The sequence below is a fragment of the Streptomyces sp. Rer75 genome (assembly GCF_013414305.1).
GTDB lineage: Bacteria > Actinomycetota > Actinomycetes > Streptomycetales > Streptomycetaceae > Streptomyces > Streptomyces himastatinicus.
Genome location: NZ_CP058693.1, coordinates 4124935 through 4145945, shown reverse-complemented (window position 1 = coordinate 4145945; position 21011 = coordinate 4124935). Strand labels below are relative to the sequence as shown.

At 71.9% G+C, this 21011-nt stretch carries 20 protein-coding genes; 12 read left to right on the top strand and 8 right to left on the bottom strand.

Going from position 1 to position 21011, the window contains the following annotated elements; translation table 11 throughout:
* Positions 1-13 precede the first annotated feature (13 nt).
* From HYQ63_RS17285 to HYQ63_RS17265, 5 genes are all read right to left on the bottom strand, one after another.
* Positions 14-778, bottom strand: a complete 765-nt coding sequence (locus HYQ63_RS17285) for a carbohydrate ABC transporter permease (RefSeq protein ID WP_179940210.1) — start codon at positions 776-778, stop codon at positions 14-16.
* Positions 779-831: 53 nt separating this feature from the next.
* On the bottom strand, positions 832-1728 hold the full coding sequence (locus HYQ63_RS17280; protein ID WP_179934763.1) for a carbohydrate ABC transporter permease: 897 nt from the start codon (positions 1726-1728) through the stop codon (positions 832-834).
* On the bottom strand, positions 1725-3029 hold the full coding sequence (locus HYQ63_RS17275) for an ABC transporter substrate-binding protein (RefSeq protein WP_179934762.1): 1305 nt from the start codon (positions 3027-3029) through the stop codon (positions 1725-1727). The genes HYQ63_RS17280 and HYQ63_RS17275 overlap by 4 nt, the downstream gene beginning before the upstream one ends.
* A gap of 192 nt (positions 3030-3221) precedes the next feature.
* Complete coding sequence (locus HYQ63_RS17270; RefSeq protein ID WP_179934761.1) at positions 3222-3506, bottom strand: hypothetical protein; 285 nt, start codon at positions 3504-3506, stop codon at positions 3222-3224.
* Positions 3503-3871, bottom strand: a complete 369-nt coding sequence (locus tag HYQ63_RS17265; protein WP_179934760.1) for a DUF6247 family protein — start codon at positions 3869-3871, stop codon at positions 3503-3505. Before HYQ63_RS17265 ends, HYQ63_RS17270 begins: the two co-directional genes overlap by 4 nt.
* 229 nt (positions 3872-4100) lie before the next feature.
* On the opposite strand from HYQ63_RS17265, the gene HYQ63_RS17260 reads away from it, so the two are divergent.
* The 6 genes from HYQ63_RS17260 to HYQ63_RS17235 all read left to right on the top strand — a co-directional run bounded on the left by HYQ63_RS17260 (position 4101) and on the right by HYQ63_RS17235 (position 11994).
* On the top strand, positions 4101-5495 hold the full coding sequence (locus tag HYQ63_RS17260) for a NarK/NasA family nitrate transporter (RefSeq protein WP_179934759.1): 1395 nt from the start codon (positions 4101-4103) through the stop codon (positions 5493-5495).
* 171 nt (positions 5496-5666) lie between these two features.
* On the top strand, positions 5667-6824 hold the full coding sequence (locus tag HYQ63_RS17255) for a uroporphyrinogen-III synthase (RefSeq protein WP_179934758.1): 1158 nt from the start codon (positions 5667-5669) through the stop codon (positions 6822-6824).
* A gap of 468 nt (positions 6825-7292) precedes the next feature.
* Positions 7293-7910, top strand: a complete 618-nt coding sequence (locus tag HYQ63_RS17250) for an ABATE domain-containing protein (RefSeq protein WP_179934757.1) — start codon at positions 7293-7295, stop codon at positions 7908-7910.
* A gap of 232 nt (positions 7911-8142) precedes the next feature.
* Complete coding sequence (locus tag HYQ63_RS17245; RefSeq protein WP_039938820.1) at positions 8143-8664, top strand: sigma-70 family RNA polymerase sigma factor; 522 nt, start codon at positions 8143-8145, stop codon at positions 8662-8664.
* Entirely contained in the window at positions 8661-9434 is a 774-nt protein-coding gene (locus HYQ63_RS17240; RefSeq protein ID WP_179934755.1) for an anti-sigma factor, read from the top strand. The genes HYQ63_RS17245 and HYQ63_RS17240 overlap by 4 nt, the downstream gene beginning before the upstream one ends.
* Before the next feature lie 88 nt (positions 9435-9522).
* Positions 9523-11994: a UvrD-helicase domain-containing protein gene (locus HYQ63_RS17235; protein ID WP_373689103.1), complete on the top strand. Its 2472-nt coding sequence runs from the start codon at positions 9523-9525 to the stop codon at positions 11992-11994.
* Positions 11995-12206: 212 nt separating this feature from the next.
* Here the strand turns inward: HYQ63_RS17235 and HYQ63_RS17230 are convergent, their stop codons facing one another.
* The gene (locus HYQ63_RS17230) at positions 12207-12413 is read right to left on the bottom strand and encodes a cold-shock protein (protein ID WP_009717477.1); all 207 of its coding nucleotides are present in this window, start codon (positions 12411-12413) and stop codon (positions 12207-12209) included.
* A gap of 283 nt (positions 12414-12696) precedes the next feature.
* Between HYQ63_RS17230 and HYQ63_RS17225 the strand changes: the two genes are divergently transcribed.
* Positions 12697-14118 (top strand): NAD-dependent malic enzyme, encoded by a 1422-nt coding sequence (locus HYQ63_RS17225; RefSeq protein ID WP_179934754.1) that lies wholly within the window; start codon positions 12697-12699, stop codon positions 14116-14118.
* Positions 14119-14372: 254 nt separating this feature from the next.
* Entirely contained in the window at positions 14373-14654 is a 282-nt protein-coding gene (locus tag HYQ63_RS17220; protein WP_009717479.1) for an HU family DNA-binding protein, read from the top strand.
* A 1062-nt stretch (positions 14655-15716) separates the two neighbouring features.
* On the opposite strand, the gene murA is transcribed toward HYQ63_RS17220, so the two are convergent.
* A complete protein-coding gene (gene murA, locus HYQ63_RS17215) occupies positions 15717-17060 on the bottom strand; it encodes a UDP-N-acetylglucosamine 1-carboxyvinyltransferase (RefSeq protein ID WP_179934753.1) in 1344 nt (447 codons plus the stop codon).
* A gap of 240 nt (positions 17061-17300) precedes the next feature.
* Between murA and HYQ63_RS17210 the strand changes: the two genes are divergently transcribed.
* Positions 17301-17891: a YqgE/AlgH family protein gene (locus HYQ63_RS17210; protein WP_179934752.1), complete on the top strand. Its 591-nt coding sequence runs from the start codon at positions 17301-17303 to the stop codon at positions 17889-17891.
* Here HYQ63_RS17210 and HYQ63_RS17205 read toward each other — a convergent pair.
* On the bottom strand, positions 17888-18817 hold the full coding sequence (locus HYQ63_RS17205) for a LysR family transcriptional regulator (RefSeq protein ID WP_179934751.1): 930 nt from the start codon (positions 18815-18817) through the stop codon (positions 17888-17890). The two genes, HYQ63_RS17210 and HYQ63_RS17205, sit on opposite strands and share 4 nt — an antisense overlap.
* Positions 18818-18916: 99 nt before the next feature.
* Between HYQ63_RS17205 and HYQ63_RS17200 the strand changes: the two genes are divergently transcribed.
* The 3 genes from HYQ63_RS17200 (at position 18917) to HYQ63_RS17190 (ending at position 20984) form a co-directional block, all read left to right on the top strand.
* Entirely contained in the window at positions 18917-20098 is a 1182-nt protein-coding gene (locus HYQ63_RS17200; RefSeq protein WP_179934750.1) for an MFS transporter, read from the top strand.
* 15 nt (positions 20099-20113) lie between these two features.
* A complete protein-coding gene (locus HYQ63_RS17195; RefSeq protein ID WP_079038663.1) occupies positions 20114-20410 on the top strand; it encodes a DUF3039 domain-containing protein in 297 nt (98 codons plus the stop codon).
* Between the two features lie 136 nt (positions 20411-20546).
* Positions 20547-20984, top strand: a complete 438-nt coding sequence (locus HYQ63_RS17190; RefSeq protein ID WP_179934749.1) for a hypothetical protein — start codon at positions 20547-20549, stop codon at positions 20982-20984.
* Positions 20985-21011: the final 27 nt, after the last annotated feature.

Genomic DNA, 21011 nt, shown 5'->3' with positions numbered 1-21011 from the left:
GGGGCCCTCCTCGTTATTTGACCGCGCCCGCGGCGATGCCGCGGGTCAGGGTCCGCTGGAAGATCAGGAAGAAGATGACCGCGGGGACCACGCCGAGCAGGGCGGCCGCGTTGGTCATGGTGGCGTCCATCAGCCGCTGGCCCTGGAGGACACCGAGGGCGACCGACACCGTCTGGTTGTCGTTGGAGATCAGCATCACCAGCGGCAGCAGGAACTCGTTCCAGGTCCAGATGAAGAAGAACACCAGCAGCACCCCGATGGTCGGGCGGCTGACCGGCACCACCACCCGCCACAGCACCTGCCACTTGTTCGCGCCGTCGATCCGGGCCGCCTCGACGATCTCCCGGGGGAAGGCGCCGAGGACGGAGGAGAGCAGATAGGTGCCGAACGCGGCCTGGATCACGATGAAGACGAGGATCACGCTCAGCCGGGTGTCGTACAGCCCCACCTGCTTGGACAGGTAGTAGACGGGGTAGACCAGCGCCTCCTGCGGCAGCATGTTGGCCAGTACGAAGAAGGCCAGCACCCAGGGGCGGCCCTTCACCCGGCCGATGCCGATGGCGTACGCGTTGAGGACGGACAGCACGGCGGCGCCGATCGCGACCGATCCCGAGATCAGTACGGAGTTGATCAGCTTCTGCCCGAAGTCGACCCGTTCCCAGAAGTCCGCGATCCCGTCCAGATAGAGCCCCTCGGGCAGGCTCAGGGGCCCGTTCGCGGAGTACTCGGCGGGCGACTTGACCGCGTTGAGGGCGACCACCAGGAACGGCAGCACCATGAGGACGGCCGCCACGATCAGCGCGGCCAGCACCGGATATCGCTTCAGGGCCCTCACCGCTCCCGGTCCTCCGCCCTCGTCTGGAGGCGCAGGGCGACCAGGGCCAGCGCCAGGATGATCACGGTGAGCACGGTCGAGACCGCGGAGCCGTAGCCGACCTGCGTCGTCTCGAAGAACGACTGGAAGGAGAAGTACGAGGGGACATTGGTCGCCCCGCCCGGGCCGCCCTTGGTGAGCACGTACACCGCGCCGAACACCTTGAGCGCGGCGATCGTGCACCACAGCAGCACGACGAAGATCTCCGGGCGGATCTGCGGCAGCGTGACGTGCCAGAACCGCCGCCACCACGAGGCGCCGTCCAGCTCGGCCGCCTCGTACAGCGCCGGGTCGACGCGCTGGAGCCCCGCCATGAACACCACCAGCGGAAAGCCCAGCTGGACCCACACCATCACCCCCATCACGCTGTACAGGGCGAGGTCCGGATCGCCCAGCCAGTCGTGGCGCAGCGAGCCGAGGCCCACCGCCTTCAGCAGATCGTTGAGGGCGCCGTCCTCGGGGGCCAGGATCCAGCTCCAGACGATGCCCGCCACCGCGATCGGCAGCACCTGCGGGAGGTAGAAGCAGGCGCGCAGCACGCTCGCGGTGCGGGAGCCGAAGCGCTTGCCGACGAAGTCGAACAGCGCGGCGGCCAGCACCAGACCGAGCGCGGTCGGGATCGCCGCCATCGCCACCACCATGGCGAGGCTGTGCCGGAAGGACTCCCAGAAGGCGTCGTCGTCCAGCAGCGTCCGGTAGTTGTCCAGACCGGCCCACTCCGGGGTGCCGACGCCCTGCCAGTGGGTGAAGCTGATCCCGGTGTTCATCAGGAACGGGACGACGATGACGGCGAGGAACGCCAGCGCGCCGGGGATCAGGAAGAGCGTGTACGGGTACTCGCGCTGCCTGCTCATCCCTTCGGCGCGCCCGCCTCGTACGCCTTCTCCAGCGCGTCCAGATAGGCGTCCGGCTTCGCGTCGCCCGTCATCAGCTTCTGGGTCTCCGAGACGAGGGTGTCGTAGAAGCCGGGCACCGGCCAGTCCGGGTAGAAGGCGAGGCCGCCGCCGTCGGAGTAGGCGGTGAAGTCCTGGATCAGGCTCTTGGCCTTGGGGTCGGTGATCGCGGCCGGATCGGCGGCCACGGGCACGCCGCCCTTGTTGCCCAGGGTGTTCTGGATGCCCTTCTTCATCGTGATGTCGATGAAGTCGTACGCGAGCTGCTTGTTCTTCGCGCCCTTGGGGACGACCCATAAGTTGCCGCCGGAGCCGAGCGTCAGCCGGGAGCCGGGGAAGGGGAACGTGCCCCACTCGTCCTTGATCTCCGACTTGAAGCGGCCGAACCACCAGCTGCCGGAGAAGAACATCGGGTACTTCCCCGCGATGAACGCCGCGCCCGCGTCCTCGGCCTTGGTGCCGCTCGAACTCTTCGCGATGTAGCCCTTCTTCACCCAGTCGGCGAAGGTCGTGGCGCCGTAGGTCCAGGCGGCGTCGTGGAAGTCGGGCTCGCCCTTGTACTGCTCGTACGCGTCCACCCAGGAGCGGTCGGCCTTGGAGAGGGCCAGCTGGTAGACGTACTGCTGGGCGGGGTATTCGGCGCCCGCGTTGGCGAGCGGGGTGACGCCCTTGCGCTTGAAGTCCTCCAGCGCGGCGGTGAACTCACCGAAGGTGGTCGGGACCTTCACCTTGTGCTTCTCGAAGAGGGTCTTGTTGTAGAAGACCATCGTGTATTCGGCGTAGTTCGGCACCCCGAACCACTTGCCGGAGCCCATCACGCCCCGGGCGTCGTACCGGCTGGTGGTGCGCACCCCCGCGCTGAGCGGCTTGTCCCAGCCGCGCTTGGTGACCTCCGGGGAGAGGTCGGTGAGCAGCCCCTGCTTGGAGAGCAGCCCGGTGGTGGCGTTGCCCTTGTTGTACTCCATGAGATCGGGCGCGCTGTCCGAGCCCAGCACCATCGAGGCGGTCTTTCGAATCTGTTCGAAGCCCTTCTCCTCGAACGTCACCGTCACGCCCGGATGGCTCTTCTTGAACTCCTCGATCGCCTGGCTCCAGGCCGCGCCCATGGCGCCGTTGGGCGCCTCGTAATGCCACAGCGTGAGCGTCTTGCCGTCCCCGGCCTCGTCCCCACCGCCCCCGCACCCCGCCAGGACCAGGGACCCCGCGACCGCGACCGCGATGACGGCCCCCGTTCGTCTCGTCCGTTTCCGTGCCGTCAACATCCACTGCCTCCGGGAGGGTTGGGAGGAATGTGCACGTGCAACGTTCGTCGAAGCGCTTCGATGGGCAGAGGTATAGGCGGGCGCGGAGAGGTATGTCAATGGCGTTGACAAAATGCTGGGGAAGCCCGTGGAGCAGGCGCACGGGGGCATACGTCGGGCCCGCCCCCGGTCGGAGGCGGGCCCTGGCGTCTTCTAGAGGTCTTCGTACGGCGGGATCACGCGGGTGATGACGATCAGCCGCAGGCGCGGCATGGCCAGGAAATACAGCCAGCCGTCGCCGCCGATGCCGAGGCGGCGCAGCCCGCCCGGAACCCCCGGATGAGGACCCTTGCCGAGGTCCGTGACATCGACGCCCATGGTGGCGAGGTCGACCAACTCGCTCGCGATCCGCTCGACCTCGCCGATCAGGTGGCTGGGCAACCCGGCGACGACGTGTGCCTCGTCGGGGTCGTACTCCCAGCGCCAGGTGTCGCTCACGCGTCCCCTCGCTTCACCCCGGCCTCGGCGAACGCGGCGTCCAGGATGCGGCCGATCTCCGCGACGGCCTCGCGTGCCTGGACGATGTCGTCCGAGCTCGCGACCAGCGCTTCCAGCTCGCGGAGACGGTCAGCACGCGCGGGGTGGCGAGCGATCGCCACGTTGACCGACCACTGCCGGGTGAAGCTGCGCAGCGGGGCCGCGCTCACCTCGGTACGGGCCTGCTGGACGGCTTCCGCGCGCTCGGCGTCGAAGGCGGCCAGAGACCCGGGGGCGACCTGCGCCACCGCCGCGCGCAGCGCCTCGGGCGTGGCGGCCGGTTGCGGCGTCACCGGGTCGTACGAGTGGTCCGGCTGGGTGCTCATGCGGTCCTCCGGCGCGGGCGGGCGGGTGGTGCACCGCGTACGGTACCGGGCGATACGCGGCGCCGTGTACGCGATCGCCACCGCTGCCCCCGAAGAGGGGCGCCCCGCCCCTCACCGCACTCTGCCGCCGTGGGTGAGAGCAAGGTTTCGTGCCGGTCACCTCTCGCCACAGGCCGGTAATGCGCCGTCCCTACTGTCGGCAGCGACACCGAGCACTGTGGAGGCCCTGATGACTGCCCCGACCACCACCCCCGCCCGCAAGGGGGGCCGCTGGATCGAGGAGTGGGATCCGGAGGACGAGACGTTCTGGCGGGAGAAGGGGGAGCGCGTCGCGACCCGGAACCTGATCTTCTCCATCCTCTCCGAGCACATAGGCTTCTCCATCTGGAGCCTGTGGTCGGTGATGGTCCTGTTCATGGGACCGGAGTACGGGGTCGACCCGGCCGGGAAGTTCTTCCTCGTCGCGATGCCCACCCTGGTCGGCGGGATCCTCCGCGTCCCGTACACCTTCGCCGTGGCCCGCTTCGGCGGCCGCAACTGGACGATCATCAGCGCCGCGATGCTGCTGGTGCCGGCGGGGGCGGCCGCCGCGGTGATGGAGCCCGGCACCTCGTACACCACGTTCATGGTGGTCGCGGCGCTCACCGGGGTCGGCGGCGGGAACTTCGCGTCCTCCATGACCAACATCAACTCCTTCTACCCGCTGCGCAAGAAGGGCTGGGCCCTCGGGCTCAACGCGGGCGGCGGCAACATCGGCGTGCCGGTCATCCAGCTGATCGGCCTGCTCGTCATCGGCACGGCCGGGGCCTCCCACCCACGGATCGTGCTCGCCGTCTACATCCCGCTGATCGTGATCGCGGCGGCCCTCTCGGCGCTCTTCATGGACAACCTGGCGCCGGTGAAGAACGACGGCGGGGCGGCCAAGGAGGCGGCCCGGGACGCCCACACCTGGATCATGTCGCTGCTCTACATCGGCACCTTCGGCTCGTTCATCGGCTACAGCTTCGCCTTCGGGCTGGTGCTCCAGAACCAGTTCGACCGCACCCCGCTCCAGGCCGCCTCGCTCACCTTCATCGGCCCGCTGCTCGGCTCCCTCATCCGCCCCGTCGGCGGGCGGCTGGCCGACATGTACGGCGGGGCGCGGATCACGCTGTGGAACTTCGCCGGGATGGCCGCCGCCACGCTCGTGGTCGTCTACGCCTCCGCGCAGAAGTCCCTGCCCGTCTTCCTCACCGGCTTCATCGCCCTCTTCGTCCTCAGCGGGCTCGGCAACGGCTCCACGTACAAGATGATCCCCGGCATCTTCCAGGCCAAGGCCGCCGCCCGCGGGCTCACCGGCGAGGAGGCCGCGAGCTACGGGCGGCGGCTGTCCGGCGCGGCCATGGGGCTGATCGGGGCGGTCGGCGCGCTCGGCGGGATCGGCATCAACCTGGCCTTCCGGCAGTCCTTCGGCAGCGCCCACTCCGGCACCCCGGCCTTCGTCTCCTTCCTCGCCTTCTACGCCCTGTGCTCGGCGGTGACCTGGGCCGTATACCTCCGCCGCAGCCCGGCGAAGGCCCGGTCCGCGGGAGCCGGTGCGCCGGGGTCGCAGACGGCGCCGCAGCCCGCCTACGCGGACGTGTGAGCCGACCTTCCAGGGGCGTACGGTCGTAAGGCGTGCCCGTGACCGTACGCCCCGTTACACCCGGGAAACCTCCGTGAACCGCGTCCGTCACGGAACGGCGCCAGGATGACGACTCACCCCAAGGCGCGCATACGACAGTGAACCGGGACGAGAGCCGAGAGTCAGAGCCACATGCAGCGAGACCACCACCAGGCGACGCCGACCGTCGGACCCCTCGCGGGGTTCACGGTCGGCGTCACCGCCGCGCGCCGCGCCGACGAACTCGGCGCCCTGCTGCTGCGGCGCGGCGCGGCCGTCCTGCACGCGCCCGCACTGCGGATCGTGCCGCTCTCCGACGACTCCGAACTACTCACTTCCACCAAGCAGTTGATCGACCACGCCCCCGATGTGGTGATCGCCACCACCGCCATCGGCTTCCGCGGCTGGGTCGAGGCCGCCGACGGCTGGGGGCTGGGCGACGCCCTGCTGCACCGGCTGCGCGACGTCGAACTGCTGGCCCGCGGGCCCAAGGTGAAAGGCGCCGTACGGGCCGCCGGGCTCACCGAGAGGTGGTCCCCGGCCTCCGAATCGATGGCCGAGGTGCTCGACCGGCTGCTGGAGGAGGGCGTCGAGGGCCGCCGCATCGCCGTCCAGCTGCACGGCGAGCCGCTGCCCGGCTTCGTCGAGTCGCTGCGCGCCGGGGGCGCGGAGGTGGTCGGCGTGCCCGTCTACCGGTGGATGCCGCCGGATGATCTCGGCCCGGTCGACCGGCTGCTGGACGCGACGGTCGCCCGCGCCGTGGACGCCATCACCTTCACCAGCGCCCCCGCCGCCGCGAGCCTGCTGGACCGCGCCGAGCGGCGCGGCATGCGCGAGGAACTGCTCGACGCGCTGCGCCACGATGTGCTGCCCGCGTGCGTCGGCCCGGTCACCGCGCTGCCGCTGGAGGCCCAGGACGTCCCCACCAGCCAGCCCGAACGCTTCCGTCTAGGCCCCCTCGTCCAGCTGCTGACCAGCGAACTCCCCGGCCGGGTCCGCCCGTTGCCGGTCGCCGGACGACGGCTGGAGATCCGCGGCCACGCGGTGGTCGTGGACGGCGAGCTGCGCACCGTCCCGCCCGCCGGAATGGCCCTGCTGCGGGCCCTGGCCCGCCACCCGGGCTGGGTCGTGGCCCGCGCCGACCTGCTGAAGGTCCTCCCGGGCGCGGGGCGCGACGAGCACGCCGTGGAAACGGCGATGGCCCGCCTCCGCACCGCCCTGGGCTCGCCCAAGCTGATCCAGACGGTGGTGAAGCGGGGCTATCGGCTGGCGCTGGACCCGGCGGCCGACACGAAGTACGCGGACGCGTAGCGGGTCCCGGGGCGCGTGGGTGCCCCTTGCGCTTTCGTTGCCGGGTGCGGCCCGGTGGCCGGGTTGTGCCCACCCGTTCCGCCCTGCGGAACGATTGCCCACAACCAGGGGCGCATGCAGCGCCTTACTTCAGCCCTCCAGGGGAGTGGGGCCGGGGCGGGATGGCCCGCCACTCAGCCCCGCCGGGCGTACAACCCAGCCCCTCCGGCGTTTGAGGAGCGGGGTCCAGGGGGCGGAGCCCCCGCGGGGTCCGGGGCGGAGATGTCCCACCACCCAGCCCCTCCGGCGTTTGAGGAGCGGGGTCCAGGGGCGGAGTCGAGGGTGCAGGGGCGGAGCCCCGCTGAAACCGGGGCGGAGCCCCGGTTCGGGAAGGGGCGGGGTGGGGAACGAACAGGTCGCGGCCTACCGGGGCGGGGCCGGGGCGGGCACCCTGGAAGGGAGCCCTCGTCCCCTGGAGGTGACAGGAACATGGCGGCGGACGCCTTCGACCTGCGGTTCGACTCCGGGCGGATCTGCCTGGACCTGGTGGCCACCGTCGACGGCCGCCTCAGCGAAACCCCCGTCGAACGCCTCGACGGCGTCGAACCCCTCAGAGCCTGGCTGCTCGGCACCGGCCTGATCCCCGGCGGCACCGTGCTCGACGCCGTCGACACCGCCTGGCTCACCCGCTTCCGCGCCGCCCGCGACCTCCTCCACCGCATCGTGCACACGGAGGTGGAGGGACGGGCCGCGGGGCCGGACCTGGAGCGGGTGAACGCGCTCGCCGCCACTGCCCCGCCCGCCGTGCGGGCCGTACGCGCCACCGACGGCACCCTCGTCGCCCGGCTCGCCGCCGCCCCCGACTGCGGGGCGCTGCTCGCCCAGATCGCCCGCGACGCCGTCGCGCTGCTCACCGACCCCGTCGCGCGCGGGCAGCTGCGGCGCTGCGAGGGGGAGAGCTGCTCGCTGGTGTACCTGGACACCTCGCGGGGCCGTCGCCGCCGCTGGTGCTCCAGCGAGTTGTGCGGCAACCGGGAGCGCGTGGCGCGCCATCGACGCCGTTTAAACCCCCAGCACGAGCAAAACATGAACGAGTTTCAGACATGACGCAGGCCCCGGATGGGGGGACCGGGGCCTGCGGGGCGGTGTTTGGGGAGGGAGCCCTTTATGGTGGCCGACGCCCGCCCGGCGCCGGGTTCTCGGCCTCAAGTACGTGGCGTGGCCCGGGAAATGTTCAGTGCAGAAGTGGGAGGAATGTCACAGGGTTGTGAATGAACGGCGGATCATTCCAGCCCGTACGCCCCTCGACCCAGAGCCTTGCGTACGCAAAGATGCCCTCGTGACCGAGAGGACGACACCGGACGACGCGCTGATGCGCGCGCTCTATGCGGAGCATGCGGGCCCGCTTCTCGCCTTCGTCCTGCGCCTGGTCGCAGGCGACCGGCACCGCGCCGAGGACGTGGTTCAGGAGACGCTTTTACGGGCTTGGCGCAACGCCGACCAGCTACAGCGCAGTGGCGGTTCCGTACGCCCGTGGCTGGTAACCGTGGCTCGCCGCATCGTCATCGACGGCCACCGAAGCCGCCGTGCCCGCCCCCAAGAGGTCGACGCGGCCCCCCTGCATGTCATGCCCGCAGCGGATGACATAGATCGGGCGCTCCGTCAGATGACCATTTCCGATGCCCTGAATGACCTGTCCGATGCGCACAGAGAGGCGCTCGTCGAGACATACTTCAAGGGACGGACGGTGAGTGAGGCTGCGGGAGTGCTGCGCGTGCCGCCCGGGACCGTACGATCCCGGGTTTACTACGCGCTGCGTTCGCTCAAGCTCTCACTTGAGGAACGGGGGGTCTCGGCATGATGCCGACAGCGGACGACCAGCAGCACACCGCCGTCGGCGCCTATGCGCTCGGCGTCCTCGACGCGGCCGACGCGGCGCGTTTCGAGGAGCACCTGATCGGGTGCGAGCGGTGCGCGGCAGAGCTGGACGGGCTGATGGGCATCCCACCACTGCTGGCGGACTACGCGACCAACGCGGACGGCACGGCCGTCCCCGACCCCGTCACCCTCACCGCCCGCCCCGGGCCCGAGATGCTGGACCGGCTGCTCGACGAGGTGACGGTCAGCCGCCGCGGGAAGAACCGCCGGCGGCTCTTCCTCGTCGCCGCGGCGGGCCTCATGATCGTCGGCGGCCCGCTCGCGGGCGCGGCGGTCACCTCGGGCTCCGACGACGGCGGGGGCGGCGCCAACCCCCCGATCGCCGCGGCCAATCCGGCGCAGGTGGCCTACGACCAGGGCAAGAAGTACAGCTCGGTGGACCCCGAGACCAAGGTGGACGCCTCGGTCTCGCTGGCCCAGAAGGGCTGGGGCACCGCCATCGCGCTCAAGCTGGGCAACCTCAAGGGGCCCAAGAGCTGCGATCTGATCGCCATCGGCAAGGACGGTCACGAGGAGACCGTCACGACGTGGGCCGTGCCCAGCGCGGGCTACGGGATCAAGGACGGCGACGGCTCCCGCTGGAACAAGGAGCCGCTGTACGCGCAGGGCGGTGCGGCGATGAACGAGAGCGACATCGCCCGCTTCGAGGTCCGCACCCTCGACGGCCAGCGGCTGGCCGAGGTCAATATCTGAGCCGGATCCGAGCCGGTCGATATCTGAGTGGCGCGCACGGGTGGGTGTACGGTTGACGGCTGCCCTATGTACACAGAAGGGGGCTTGGGTGGCCGCGCAGAACGCCACGCAGAACGTTACGCGGAACGTCACGCACGAAAGCCGGACGGCCCCGCCGCGTGACGCCGGGGACGGGATCCGGGACCGTGAGATCCGGATCGAACAGACCCATCTGGACCGCGTGTACCGCCGCCTCGAGGAGAAGATCCACGAGGCGGAGTTCCTCATGGACGACGCCGCCAAGCGCGGCCAGGTCGGCACCCCCGGTGCGCTCGCCGAGCGCGACGCCCAGGTGTTCCGGGCCGGAGTCCACCTCAACCGCCTGAACAGCGAGTTCGAGGACTTCCTCTTCGGCCGCATTGACCTGCTCCTCGGCAAGGACGGCGAACGCGGCCCGGACGGTGCGTACACCTCCGTGGAACCCGCCGACGACGCCATCCGGCCGGGGGAGGACGGGGACCGCGCGGAGATCGCGGAGACCCTGCACATCGGCCGCATCGGGGTGCTGGACGCCGACTACTCCCCGCTGGTGATCGACTGGCGGGCCCCCGCCGCCGCCCCCTTCTACCGCTCCACCCCCGTCGCCCCCGGCCGGGTCGTGCGCCGCCGCGTGATCCGCAGCAAGGGCCGCCGGGTGCTCGGCGTCGAGGACGACCTGATGCGCCCCGAGCTGAGCGCGACCCTCGGCGGCGAGGTGCTGCCGGTGGTCGGCGACGGCGCGCTGATGGCGGCGCTCGGCCAGGCCCGCGGCCACACCATGCGCGACATCGTCGCCTCCATCCAGGCCGAGCAGGACATGGTGATCCGCGCGCCCGCCGCCTCCGTCACCGAGGTCGAGGGCGGCCCCGGCACCGGCAAGACCGCGGTCGCGCTGCACCGCGCGGCGTATCTGCTCTACCAGGACCGCAGGCGGTACGCGGGCGGCATCCTGGTCGTCAGTCCCACCCCGTTGCTCGTCGCGTACACCGAGGGCGTGCTGCCCTCGCTGGGCGAGGAGGGCCAGGTGGCGATCCGCGCGGTCGGCTCCCTGGTCGAGGGCGCCGAGGCCACCACGTACGACGAACCGGCCGTGGCCCGGGTCAAGGGCTCCTCCCGCATGACGAAGCTGTTGCGCAAGGCGGCCCGCGGCGCCCTGGAGCTGCCGCCCGCGGGCCCGGCGCCCGCCGACGACGGCGGTCAGCTGACCCTGGACGACGCGGCCGCCGCGGTCGACGCCCCCGGCAGGGGCGAGAGACCCGGCGGGCCGCCCGAGCGCCTGCGGGTCGTCGCCTTCGGGAGCCGTATCGAGCTGGACGCCGAGGAGCTGCGCGGCATCCGGCAGAACGCGCTGGGCGGCACCGCGCCCGTCAACCTGCTGCGCCCGCGCGCCCGCCGCCTGCTGCTGGACGCGCTGTGGGCCCGCTCGGGCGGCCCGCGGCGCTACACGGACCCCGAACTGGCCGCCGAGGCGCGCGAGGGCTTCGACGAGGACATCTCCGGCGAGGACGCGTTCGCCGACTTCCTGGACGCCTGGTGGCCCGAGCTGACGCCGCGCTCCGTGCTCGCCGCGATGGCCGACGAGAAGCGGCTGGGCCGCTGGTCACGGCGGGTGCTGAACCCGCGGGAGACCCGCCTGGTGGCCCGCTCCCTGGCCCGGCTGGGCCCGGACGGGCAGGGCCCGCTGTCGGTGCACGACGTGGCGCTGCTGGACGAGCTGCACACCATCCTGGGCGCCCCGGCCCGCCCGGCGAAGCCCCGCGAGGTCGATCCGCTGGACCAGCTCACCGGTCTTGAGGAGCTGACCACCTTCGCCGACCGCAGCGCGCCCCGGCGCAGCCGCGCGGACCGGGCGGAGCAGGAGCGCACCGACTACGCGCACATCATCGTGGACGAGGCCCAGGACCTGACGCCCATGCAGTGGCGGATGGTGGGACGCCGCGGCCGCCACGCCACCTGGACGGTGGTCGGCGACCCGGCCCAGTCCTCCTGGTCCGACCCGGACGAGGCGGCCGAGGCCCGTGACGAGGCGCTGGGCACCCGTCCGCGCCGCCGCTTCACCCTCACCGTCAACTACCGCAACCCGGCGGAGATCGCCGAGCTGGCCGCCAAGGTGCTGGCGCTCGCGATGCCCGGCACCCCCTCGCCCCGCGCGGTCCGCTCGACCGGCGCCGTACCGCGGTTCGCGCCGCTCCCGGACGGCGACGGCGACCTGGCGCATCACGTCCGCACGGAGGCGAACCGGCTGCTGGACGAGGTGGACGGCACGGTCGGCGTCGTCGTCGCCATGGGCCGTCGCGAGCAGGCCCGCCGCTGGCTGGCCGGGCTCGGCGAGCGGGTGGTGGCGCTGGGCAGCCTGGAGGCCAAGGGGCTGGAGTACGACGCGACGGTGGTGGTCTCGCCCGCCGAGATCGCCGACGAGTCACCGGCCGGGCTGCGGGTGCTGTACGTGGCGCTCACCCGGGCGACCCAGCGGCTGACCGTGGTCCCGGGGGAGCGCGACGACCCGGACCTGGACGGCGTCCCGGACCTGCTGAGGGACTGAACGGATCCGCTGAGGGACCGTCCGGGGGACGGAGCGAAATCGGGCCGTCCGGTGGGGAATCGCTTCCAGGGATGGTTTGTTAGCCTTGCTGTGGCACCGGCTCGATCCAAGCCCCCGGGCCCAACCATCGTCGCTACGAGCGACCACTTGCCGCGAGGCGAGCATGGCGGGTCGGTGCCACCTACAACGTCATAGCGCGGAGGTCCGCGTCCTCAGCCGAGGACGCGGACCTCTTCGGCTTGCGGGCCCTTGCGGCCCTGCACGATCTGGAATTCGACCCGCTGGTCGTCCGCGAGACTGCGGTAGCCGTTGCCGTTGATCGAGCTGTAGTGGACGAAGACGTCCGGCCCGCCGCCCTCCTGGGCGATGAAGCCGTAGCCCTTCTCGGCGTTGAACCATTTGACGGTGCCCTGAGCCATGCCCGCTGCTCCTCGTGTTTCTCGACGCCGGTGGACGTCGTTCGGCGCTGTGCGCGCCAGAGCCTAGGGGCGTGGGCTGCGGGAACGGTCCGCCTCGCCCGGCGTTCCCGCGAAGGAGTGGGGCTTTCCACTCGGCTGACCCCACTTGGCATGTCAGAACAATATGTTCGAAAGTCGGGCCGGGTTACCTCGTACCAGAAGGTAGGTGCAACCATCTGAGGACGTGGCCCTGCTATCCGGGGCCCGGCACACCTGGCACAAGGGAAAGCAGAGGAAGACGGTCATGGCAACGGCGCCCAGCGTCTCGTACTCGATGACGGTCCGGCTGGAGGTCCCCGCGAGCGGTACGGCGGTCAGCCAGCTGACCACGGCCGTGGAGTCCTCCGGTGGCTCCGTCACCGGCCTCGATGTGACCGCTTCCGGCCACGAAAAGCTCCGTATCGACGTCACGATCGCGGCGACGTCGACCGCGCACGCCGATGAGATCGTGGAGAAGCTGCGCGGTATCGAGGGTGTGTCGCTGGGCAAGGTCTCCGACCGTACGTTCCTGATGCACCTCGGCGGCAAGATCGAGATGTCGTCGAAGCACCCGATCCGCAACCGTGACGATCTGTCCATGGTCTACACCCCCGGTGTGGCGCGGGTGTGCCAGGCGATCGCGGACAATCCGGAGGATGCCCGGCGGCTGACCATCAAGCGCAACAGCGTCGCGGTCGTCACGGACGGTTCCGCGGTGCTGGGGCTGGGGAACATCGGGCCGAAGGCCGCGCTGCCGGTGATGGAGGGCAAGGCGGCGCTGTTCAAGCGCTTCGCCGGGATCGACGCGTGGCCGATCTGTCTGGACACCCAGGACACCGACGCGATCGTGGAGATCGTCAAGGCCATCGCCCCGGGGTTTGCGGGCATCAACCTGGAGGACATCTCCGCCCCGCGGTGCTTCGAGATCGAGGCGCGGCTGCGGGAGGCGGTGGACATCCCGGTCTTCCACGACGACCAGCACGGCACGGCGATCGTGGTGCTGGCGGCGCTGACCAATGCGCTGCGGGTGGTGAACAAGAAGATCGAGGACGTGCGGGTGGTGATGTCCGGCGCGGGTGCGGCGGGCACGGCGATCCTGAAGCTGCTGAACGCCGCGGGTGTGCGGCACGCGGTGGTCGCCGACATCCACGGTGTGGTGCACTCCGGCCGTGAGGACCTGGTCTCCGCCGATCCGGACTCGCCGCTGCGGTGGATCGCGGACAACACCAACCCGGAGGGTGTCACGGGCACGCTGCGGGAGGCGGTGCGGGGCGCGGATGTCTTCATCGGCGTGTCGGCCCCGAACGTGCTGTCGGGCGAGGACGTGGCGGCGATGGCGGACGACGCGATCGTGTTCGCGCTGGCCAACCCGGACCCCGAGGTGGACCCGGCGATCGCCCGTCAGACCGCCGCGGTGGTCGCCACCGGCCGCTCGGACTTCCCGAACCAGATCAACAACGTCCTGGTCTTCCCTGGTGTCTTCCGTGGCCTCCTGGACGCCCAGTCCCGTACGGTGAACACCGACATGATGCTGGCCGCGGCGGGTGCGCTCGCGGATGTCGTCCACGACGACGAACTGAATGCCAACTACATCATTCCGAGCGTCTTCAACGACAAGGTCGCGGGGGCGGTCGCCGGAGCCGTGCGTGAAGCGGCAAAGCCTGTGACCGGTACCACTGCGGTCTGAGCCGGGCACGGCGCGTCGCGGCCCTTGGGCTACCTGGGGCCGCCATAGGCTGGCGGGCAGAAAAACGACCGCCACGGCGCTTTTCGTGTGACTCTCCGGGGTTCCGGATTGGCTTTCCCGCCACAGGTGGGGGCAGGATGCGTTCCGGGCGCGAGGGTCTGAACAGCAGACCCGGGTCCGGGGACTGTCCGAGGGCCCTGGCAGCATCGGCTTCGATCTCACGCCTAATGGCAAGATGAACACGGGAGTACAACATGAACCGCAGTGAGCTGGTGGCCGCTCTGTCCGAGCGCGCCGAGGTGACCCGCAAGGACGCCGACGCCGTTCTGGCGGCCCTGGCCGAGGTGACCGGTGAGGTCGTCGCCAAGGGCGACGAGAAGGTCACCATCCCCGGCTTCCTGACCTTCGAGCGCACCCACCGTGCCGCTCGCACCGCGCGCAACCCGCAGACCGGTGAGCCGATCGAGATCCCGGCCGGCTACAGCGTGAAGGTCTCCGCGGGCTCCAAGCTGAAGGAAGCCGCCAAGGGCAAGTAAGCCGAAGGCGCGCAAGCGCCTGGCGAACAACATGGGGCGGCCACCCGGTGCGGGTGGCCGCCCTTCGCCGTCCCTACGGGCCGTGGGGCGGCGCGCAGCCGCCCCACGGCCCGTAGCGGCTGCTCACAGCCCCCGCCGCCCCGCGGCCCGCCCTCAGCCCCACCACGGCGCCACGACGCCCCCGTGCGGCAGCCCGCGGCTCCGGACGGCCACGCGGCGGAGGCGCGGGGACCAGGGGCGATGCCCCACATGCCGTCGCACCCGGCCACGGTGCCCCGGTTCGGGAGGGACGGGATGGGGGTGCCCCCGCCACACCGCGTCCGCGTGCTTGCGGGTCGGCCGTTCGGTGTCGCGGCTCGGGACCCGCGGGCTTGTCCTGCCCGCCGTAGCGGGACTGGAGGCGGCTGCGGCGTACGAGCCATCGCGTGACTCGGCCGCGCCGTGGAGGCGCGGGGCCCGGGGGCGATGCCCCACACGGCGCCGTCCCCGCCCGTGGCCCTGCGGCCTGCTTTCTCGCCCGCCGGAGGGGGCGCGGGTTCGGCCTGGCAGCCCGGGGGTGCGGGCTCCCCGCCCGTATCCCACCTGTTCACGGCCGGGAGGCCGGGGCCTGGGGGCGGTGCCCCTGGTTCGGGAAGGGGCGGGGTAGGGGAGAAACCCGGCTGTACTCGCCCGGCGTGCCTGCGGCGGCCGAGGGGCCGGGCCCGCCGCGCGGTGTGGCAGCCCCGGGGTTGCAGGCGGCTGGGGAGCCGTCGCGTGAGTCGGCCGCGTGGCAGAGGCGCCGGGCCTGGGGCGATGCTTCACACGGCGTCGTCCCCGCCCGTGGCCCTGCGGCCTGTTTCCCCGCCCGCCGGAGGGGGCGCGGGTTCGGCCTGGCAGCCCGGGTGCGGGCTCCCCGCGCGTATCCCACCTGCTCACGCCGGGGGCCCGGGGGCTGTGCCCACGGTTCGGGAAGGGGCGGGGTGGGGGAGAAGCCCCGCCGCCCGGGGAACGGCGGGGGCGCCCCGGCCGCCGTAGCCGCTGCGGCCGGAGGGCCGGGGGCGGTCGCCCCCGGGTGGGGAGCCGTTAGACGGCTTCGCCGCCGCCTGGGAGTTCTACCTTGGCGCCCAGCTCCACCAGCTTGTGCATGAAGTTCTCGTAGCCCCGGTTGATCAGGTCGATGCCGTGCACCCGGGACGTGCCCTGGGCGGCGAGGGCCGCGATCAGGTACGAGAAGCCGCCGCGCAGGTCGGGGATGACCAGGTCGGAGCCCTGGAGCCGGGTGGGGCCGGAGACGACCGCGGAGTGCAGGAAGTTCCGCTGGCCGAAGCGGCACGCCGAGCCGCCGAGGCACTCGCGGTAGAGCTGGATGTGCGCGCCCATCTGGTTCAGCGCGGAGGTGAAGCCCAGCCGGGACTCGTAGACCGTCTCGTGGACGATGGACAGCCCCGAGGCCTGGGTCAGGGCCACCACCAGCGGCTGCTGCCAGTCGGTCTGGAAGCCGGGGTGGACGTCGGTCTCCAGGGCGATCGCGTTGAGCTTGCCGCCCGGGTGCCAGAACCGTATGCCCTCGTCGCCGATGTCGAAGGCGCCACCGACCTTGCGGAAGGTGTTGAGGAAGGTCATCATCTCGCGCTGGCGGGCGCCGCGTACGTAGACGCTGCCCTCGGTGGCCAGCGCCGCGCTCGCCCAGGAGGCGGCCTCCAGGCGGTCCGGGAGGGCGCGGTGGTTGTAGCCGCCGAGTTTGTCGACGCCGGTGATCCGGATCGTGCGGTCGGTGTCCATGGAGATGATGGCGCCCATCTTCTGGAGCACGCAGATGAGGTCTTCGATCTCCGGTTCGACCGCGGCGTTGGAGAGTTCCGTCACACCCTCGGCGAGTACGGCCGTGAGCAGCACCTGCTCGGTGGAGCCCACCGACGGGTACGGCAGCCGGATCTTCGTACCGCGCAGCCGGTGCGGAGCCTCCAGGTACTGGCCGTCCGCGCGCTTCTCGATCGTCGCGCCGAACTGGCGCAGCACGTCGAAGTGGAAGTCGATCGGCCGGCCGCCGATGTCGCAGCCGCCGAGGCCCGGGATGAAGGCGTGGCCGAGGCGGTGCAGCAGTGGACCGCAGAAGAGGATCGGGATGCGCGAGGAGCCGGCGTGCGCGTCGATGTCGGCGACATTGGCGCTCTCCACGTGGGTGGGGTCGAGCACCAGCTCACCGGACTCGTCGCCGGGGCGCACCGTGACACCGTGCAACTGGAGCAGCCCGCGCACCACCCGCACATCGCGGATGTCGGGGACGTTGCGCAGTCGGCTCGGCGCACTGCCGAGCAGGGCGGCGACCATGGCCTTCGGCACGAGGTTCTTCGCGCCGCGGACATTGATCTCGCCCTCGAGCGGGGTGCCGCCATGGACGAGCAGGACATCGTTCGAGCGGGTCATCTGGTCTCGCGTTCCTGGGACGGTCGATGGGCCAAAAGGCAAGACTAATGGGCTCCGTGTCCCCCTCCGTAAGGCTGTTGCACCCTCGAAATGGATCGGAATGTGTCGCACCACACTCCGTTCCGCTTCGGGAACCGACCGTCACGTGCGCCGCTCCTGCTGTCGTACGCCCCGACCTGCTCTCATACGGGTCTCACCTTCCACTCCCCGTCCGGACCGGATATGCGGGATCATGTGGCCATGACCGAGGTGTCCTCCCTCACAGGACGGCTGCTTGTCGCGACACCGGCGCTTGCTGACCCGAACTTCGACCGCGCGGTGGTGCTGCTCCTCGACCACGACGAGGAGGGCTCACTCGGCGTGGTCCTGAACCGGCCGACCCCGGTCGGCGTCGGGGACATCCTGGAGTCGTGGGCCGAGCTGGCCGGTGAACCGGGGGTGGTCTTCCAGGGCGGTCCGGTGTCGCTGGACTCGGCGCTGGGCGTGGCCGTGGTGCCGGGGGAGGCGGGCCGGTCCCCGGCGCGCGGCGAGGAGGGCGGGCCACTCGGCTGGCGCAGGGTGCACGGGGCGATCGGCCTGGTGGACCTGGAGGCGCCGCCGGAGCTGCTGGCGGCCGCGGTGGGGTCGCTGCGGATCTTCGCGGGGTACGCGGGCTGGGGCCCGGGGCAGCTGGAGGACGAGCTGTCGGACGGCGCGTGGTACGTGGTGGAGTCGGAGCCGGGGGACGTGTCGTCGCCGTCCCCGGAGCGGCTGTGGCGGGCGGTCCTGCGCCGCCAGCGCAGTGAGCTGGCGATGGTCGCGACGTACCCGGACGACCCCTCGCTCAACTAGGGAGTGTCTTCCGGGGGCTGCGTCGCCGCCAGTGCGAAGAAGCGTTCCGCCAGGGGGTGCGGGCTGCGGGCCGGGATGGCCAGCCGCACGGTGACCGGCGGTGCGTTCTTGAGCCGCAGGAACCGGATCCCGGGGTGGCTGTGGCGCTGTGCCGCGGCCTCGGACACCACGCCGATGCCGTGGCCTGCCGCGACGGCTTCCAGCCACTCGTCGAAGTTGTCCGCGGTGCACGCCAGTTGCGGCCGGTGGTCCTCGGGCCACAGCTCGGGGCGGGTGGTGCCGCTGACCGTGTTCACCACCAGCGGGAACCGGGCCAGTTCGGCCCAGTCCAGGACGCGCCTGCGGGCCACCGGGCCCGCCGCCGTACGCGCCACCGCGGCCACCCGCGCCTCGCGCAGCAGCACCCGGGCGCGTACGTCGTCGCCGAGCGGCGCCTCGCCCCGTACGACCGCGACGTCGCACGCCCCGGCCTCAAGACCGGCCAGCGGCGCGTCGCGGCGCACCAGGCGCACTCCGGCGCCGGTGGCGGCCTCGAAGGCGCTGGTGAGGGCGGCGCAGCGGTCGGGCAGCAGCGAGGTGAAGCCGAGCCGCAGCAGGGCCCGGCCGCCCACCGCGCGCAGCGCGTCGTCCAGCCGGGCGAGCAGGGGGCCGAGGTCCGCGTACAGCGCCCGGCCGTCCTCGGTGAGGGCGACGCGGCGGGTGGTGCGCTCCAGCAGCCGCGCGCCCACGGCCTCCTCCAGCGCCCGGACGGTGCGGGTCAGCGCGGGCTGGCCGATGCCGAGCCGGTCGGCGGCGTGGGTGAAGTTGCGCTCCTCGGCGACCGCGAGGAAGGCGCGCAGCTGACGCAGCCGGATGGCGTCGATATCCCGCGCGACGTCGCGTTCGCCGTCCCGTTCACTGTCCCGCTCACTGTGCCGTTCACTCATGCCGATCGAGCATAGATCGGTCCCGGGTGGCATTTCCCCGCTCAACCGGATGGTGCCTACGTTTCCGGCGTCACTGTGGTTGAGCAGGGGAGTTGAGCTGTGCGTAAGGTCTGGCTGCTGGCCCTGGGGTCGTTCACCCTGGGCCTCGACGCCTATGTGATGGCGGGGCTGCTGCCCGTCGTCGCGGACGATATCGGGACGACGGTGTCCCTGGCCGGGCAGATGGTGACCGTGTTCACGCTCGCCTACGCGATCTCCGCGCCCCTGGTGGCGGGGCTGCTGCACGGCGCCCGGCCGCGGCTGGTGCTGCTGGTGTCGCTCGCCGTCTTCACCGCGGGCAACGCGCTGACCGCCCTCGCGCCGTCGCTGGGGGCGCTGCTGGGCGCGCGGGTGGTCGCGGGCGCCGGGGCCGGGGTGTACTCGGCGATGTCCACCGCCGCAGCGTCCGCGCTGGTCTCCGGCGAACGGCGCGGCCGGGCCCTGGCGGTGGTGATGGGCGGCATGAGTTCCGGCACCGTGCTCGGGGTGCCGCTGGGCGTCCTGCTGGCCGAGCACACCGGCTGGCGGGCCACGATGTGGCTGGTCACCGGGTTGGGTGCGGTATCGCTGACCGGGCTCGCGGCGCTGCTGCCGACCGTCCCGACGCCACCGGCGGTGTCGGTACGGGCGCGGCTGGCGGCCGTCACCGACCGGGCCGTGGCTCCCGTCGTCCAGGTGTCGTTCCTCGCGGCGGTCGCGAGCCTGGGCCTGTACACCTATCTCGCCCCGGTGCTGGCGTCGGCGGGCGGAGAGCACGAGGTGGCGCCGTATCTGTGGGCGTGGGGCCTGGGCGGGGTGGCGGGCAGCCTCCTCATCGGGCGGCTGGTCGACCGCGTGGCCGGTGCGGGCCGGGTGGCGGCGCTGGTCGGCGTGATCATGGCCGTGATCACGGGCGCCGAGGCGCTGCTGCCCGTGCTCGCCCCCGTACCGCTGCTCGCCGGGGCGGCGCTGGTGATCTGGGGCGCCGCGGGCTGGGCGCTCCAGGTGCCGCAGCAGCACCGGCTGCTGGCGCTGAAGGAGGAGCGCGGCACCGTCGCCCTGGCCCTCAACAACTCGGCGCTGTACCTGGGCAGCGCGGTCGGCTCGGCGCTGGGCGGCGCGGCGCTCTCGGCGGGGCTGTCCGGGGGCGTGCTGCCCTGGGCGGCGGCCGGGGTCGCGGCCCTCGGTCTGGCCAGGCATATGACGGCGGTCCGGGGCCGGTCGGCCCGCGGGGCGCGCACCCGCTCCACGTCGCGGGCATGAGTACCCTAGGGCTGTATGAGCACTCTTGAGCCCGAGCGCGGGGCAGGCACGGGGACCCTCGTTGAGCCGACACCTCAGGTGTCGCACGGTGACGGCGACCACGAGCGCTATGCCCACTATGTACAGAAGGAAAAGATCATGGAGAGCGCGCTCTCCGGATCTCCCGTCGTCGCACTGTGCGGCAAGGTCTGGGTTCCGGGCCGCGATCCGAAGAAGTACCCGGTGTGTCCGATGTGCAAGGAGATCTTCGAGGGCATGGGCGCCGGCGGTGACAAGGGCAAGGACGGCAAGGGCGGCGACGGCAAGAAGTAGCCTCCCCGCCCGCCTGCGCCGGAGCTTCGCGTAGACGGCACGTCCGACCCGTGGCCCGAGATGGGGCCGCGGGTCGGACGTGCCGTGCTGTCCGGCCCCGTGTCGCGCGGCGGGTGATCCCAGTAGGGTCGGCCCCATGAGCGGGCGTACGGAGAACGGGGCACGGGACGCGGCGGGGAACGACGGGGCGCCGCGGGCGGCGTATCTGGTGTTCGGCGCGCGCGAGGTCGACGAGCCGGACGCGGAAGGCGCCGGACTCTACTGCCAGTTCGAGAAGGACTGGGACGCCCAGCTGGAGCAGTGCGGGCGGCTGGCCGGGGAGCGCGGCTACCGGCCCGCGGGCAGTTGTGTGATGTCGGCCGCGCAACCGGGTCTGCCGCGGCTGCTGGAGTGGGCCGACGACCCCGGCTGCGAGATCGTCCTCGCGCCGAGTGCCCGCATTCTGGGGCGGATCGAGAAGACCTGGCCGGACTGGGGTCAGGTGGTGGAGCGGCTGGCGGCGGCGGGGGCGCGGGTGGAGGCCGTGCCGTATCCCGAGCCCGCCTACCCGGGCGAGAAGCTGACGCACTCGTAACGACGGCTTCCCCGGGCGCGTGCGCCT

Excerpts from the sequence above, each read along its gene's own strand:
- HYQ63_RS17285 (WP_179940210.1), bottom strand. The coding sequence starts at position 778 with ATGGTGCTGCCGTTCCTGGTGGTCGCCCTCAACGCGGTCAAGTCGCCC.
- HYQ63_RS17280 (WP_179934763.1), bottom strand. The coding sequence starts at position 1,728 with ATGAGCAGGCAGCGCGAGTACCCGTACACGCTCTTCCTGATCCCCGGC.
- HYQ63_RS17275 (WP_179934762.1), bottom strand. The coding sequence starts at position 3,029 with ATGTTGACGGCACGGAAACGGACGAGACGAACGGGGGCCGTCATCGCG.
- HYQ63_RS17265 (WP_179934760.1), bottom strand. The coding sequence starts at position 3,871 with ATGAGCACCCAGCCGGACCACTCGTACGACCCGGTGACGCCGCAACCG.
- HYQ63_RS17260 (WP_179934759.1), top strand. The coding sequence starts at position 4,101 with ATGACTGCCCCGACCACCACCCCCGCCCGCAAGGGGGGCCGCTGGATC.
- HYQ63_RS17255 (WP_179934758.1), top strand. The coding sequence starts at position 5,667 with ATGCAGCGAGACCACCACCAGGCGACGCCGACCGTCGGACCCCTCGCG.
- HYQ63_RS17250 (WP_179934757.1), top strand. The coding sequence starts at position 7,293 with ATGGCGGCGGACGCCTTCGACCTGCGGTTCGACTCCGGGCGGATCTGC.
- HYQ63_RS17240 (WP_179934755.1), top strand. The coding sequence starts at position 8,661 with ATGATGCCGACAGCGGACGACCAGCAGCACACCGCCGTCGGCGCCTAT.
- HYQ63_RS17230 (WP_009717477.1), bottom strand. The coding sequence starts at position 12,413 with ATGGCTCAGGGCACCGTCAAATGGTTCAACGCCGAGAAGGGCTACGGC.
- HYQ63_RS17225 (WP_179934754.1), top strand. The coding sequence starts at position 12,697 with ATGGCAACGGCGCCCAGCGTCTCGTACTCGATGACGGTCCGGCTGGAG.
- HYQ63_RS17220 (WP_009717479.1), top strand. The coding sequence starts at position 14,373 with ATGAACCGCAGTGAGCTGGTGGCCGCTCTGTCCGAGCGCGCCGAGGTG.
- murA (WP_179934753.1), bottom strand. The coding sequence starts at position 17,060 with ATGACCCGCTCGAACGATGTCCTGCTCGTCCATGGCGGCACCCCGCTC.
- HYQ63_RS17210 (WP_179934752.1), top strand. The coding sequence starts at position 17,301 with ATGACCGAGGTGTCCTCCCTCACAGGACGGCTGCTTGTCGCGACACCG.
- HYQ63_RS17205 (WP_179934751.1), bottom strand. The coding sequence starts at position 18,817 with ATGAGTGAACGGCACAGTGAGCGGGACAGTGAACGGGACGGCGAACGC.
- HYQ63_RS17195 (WP_079038663.1), top strand. The coding sequence starts at position 20,114 with ATGAGCACTCTTGAGCCCGAGCGCGGGGCAGGCACGGGGACCCTCGTT.
- HYQ63_RS17190 (WP_179934749.1), top strand. The coding sequence starts at position 20,547 with ATGAGCGGGCGTACGGAGAACGGGGCACGGGACGCGGCGGGGAACGAC.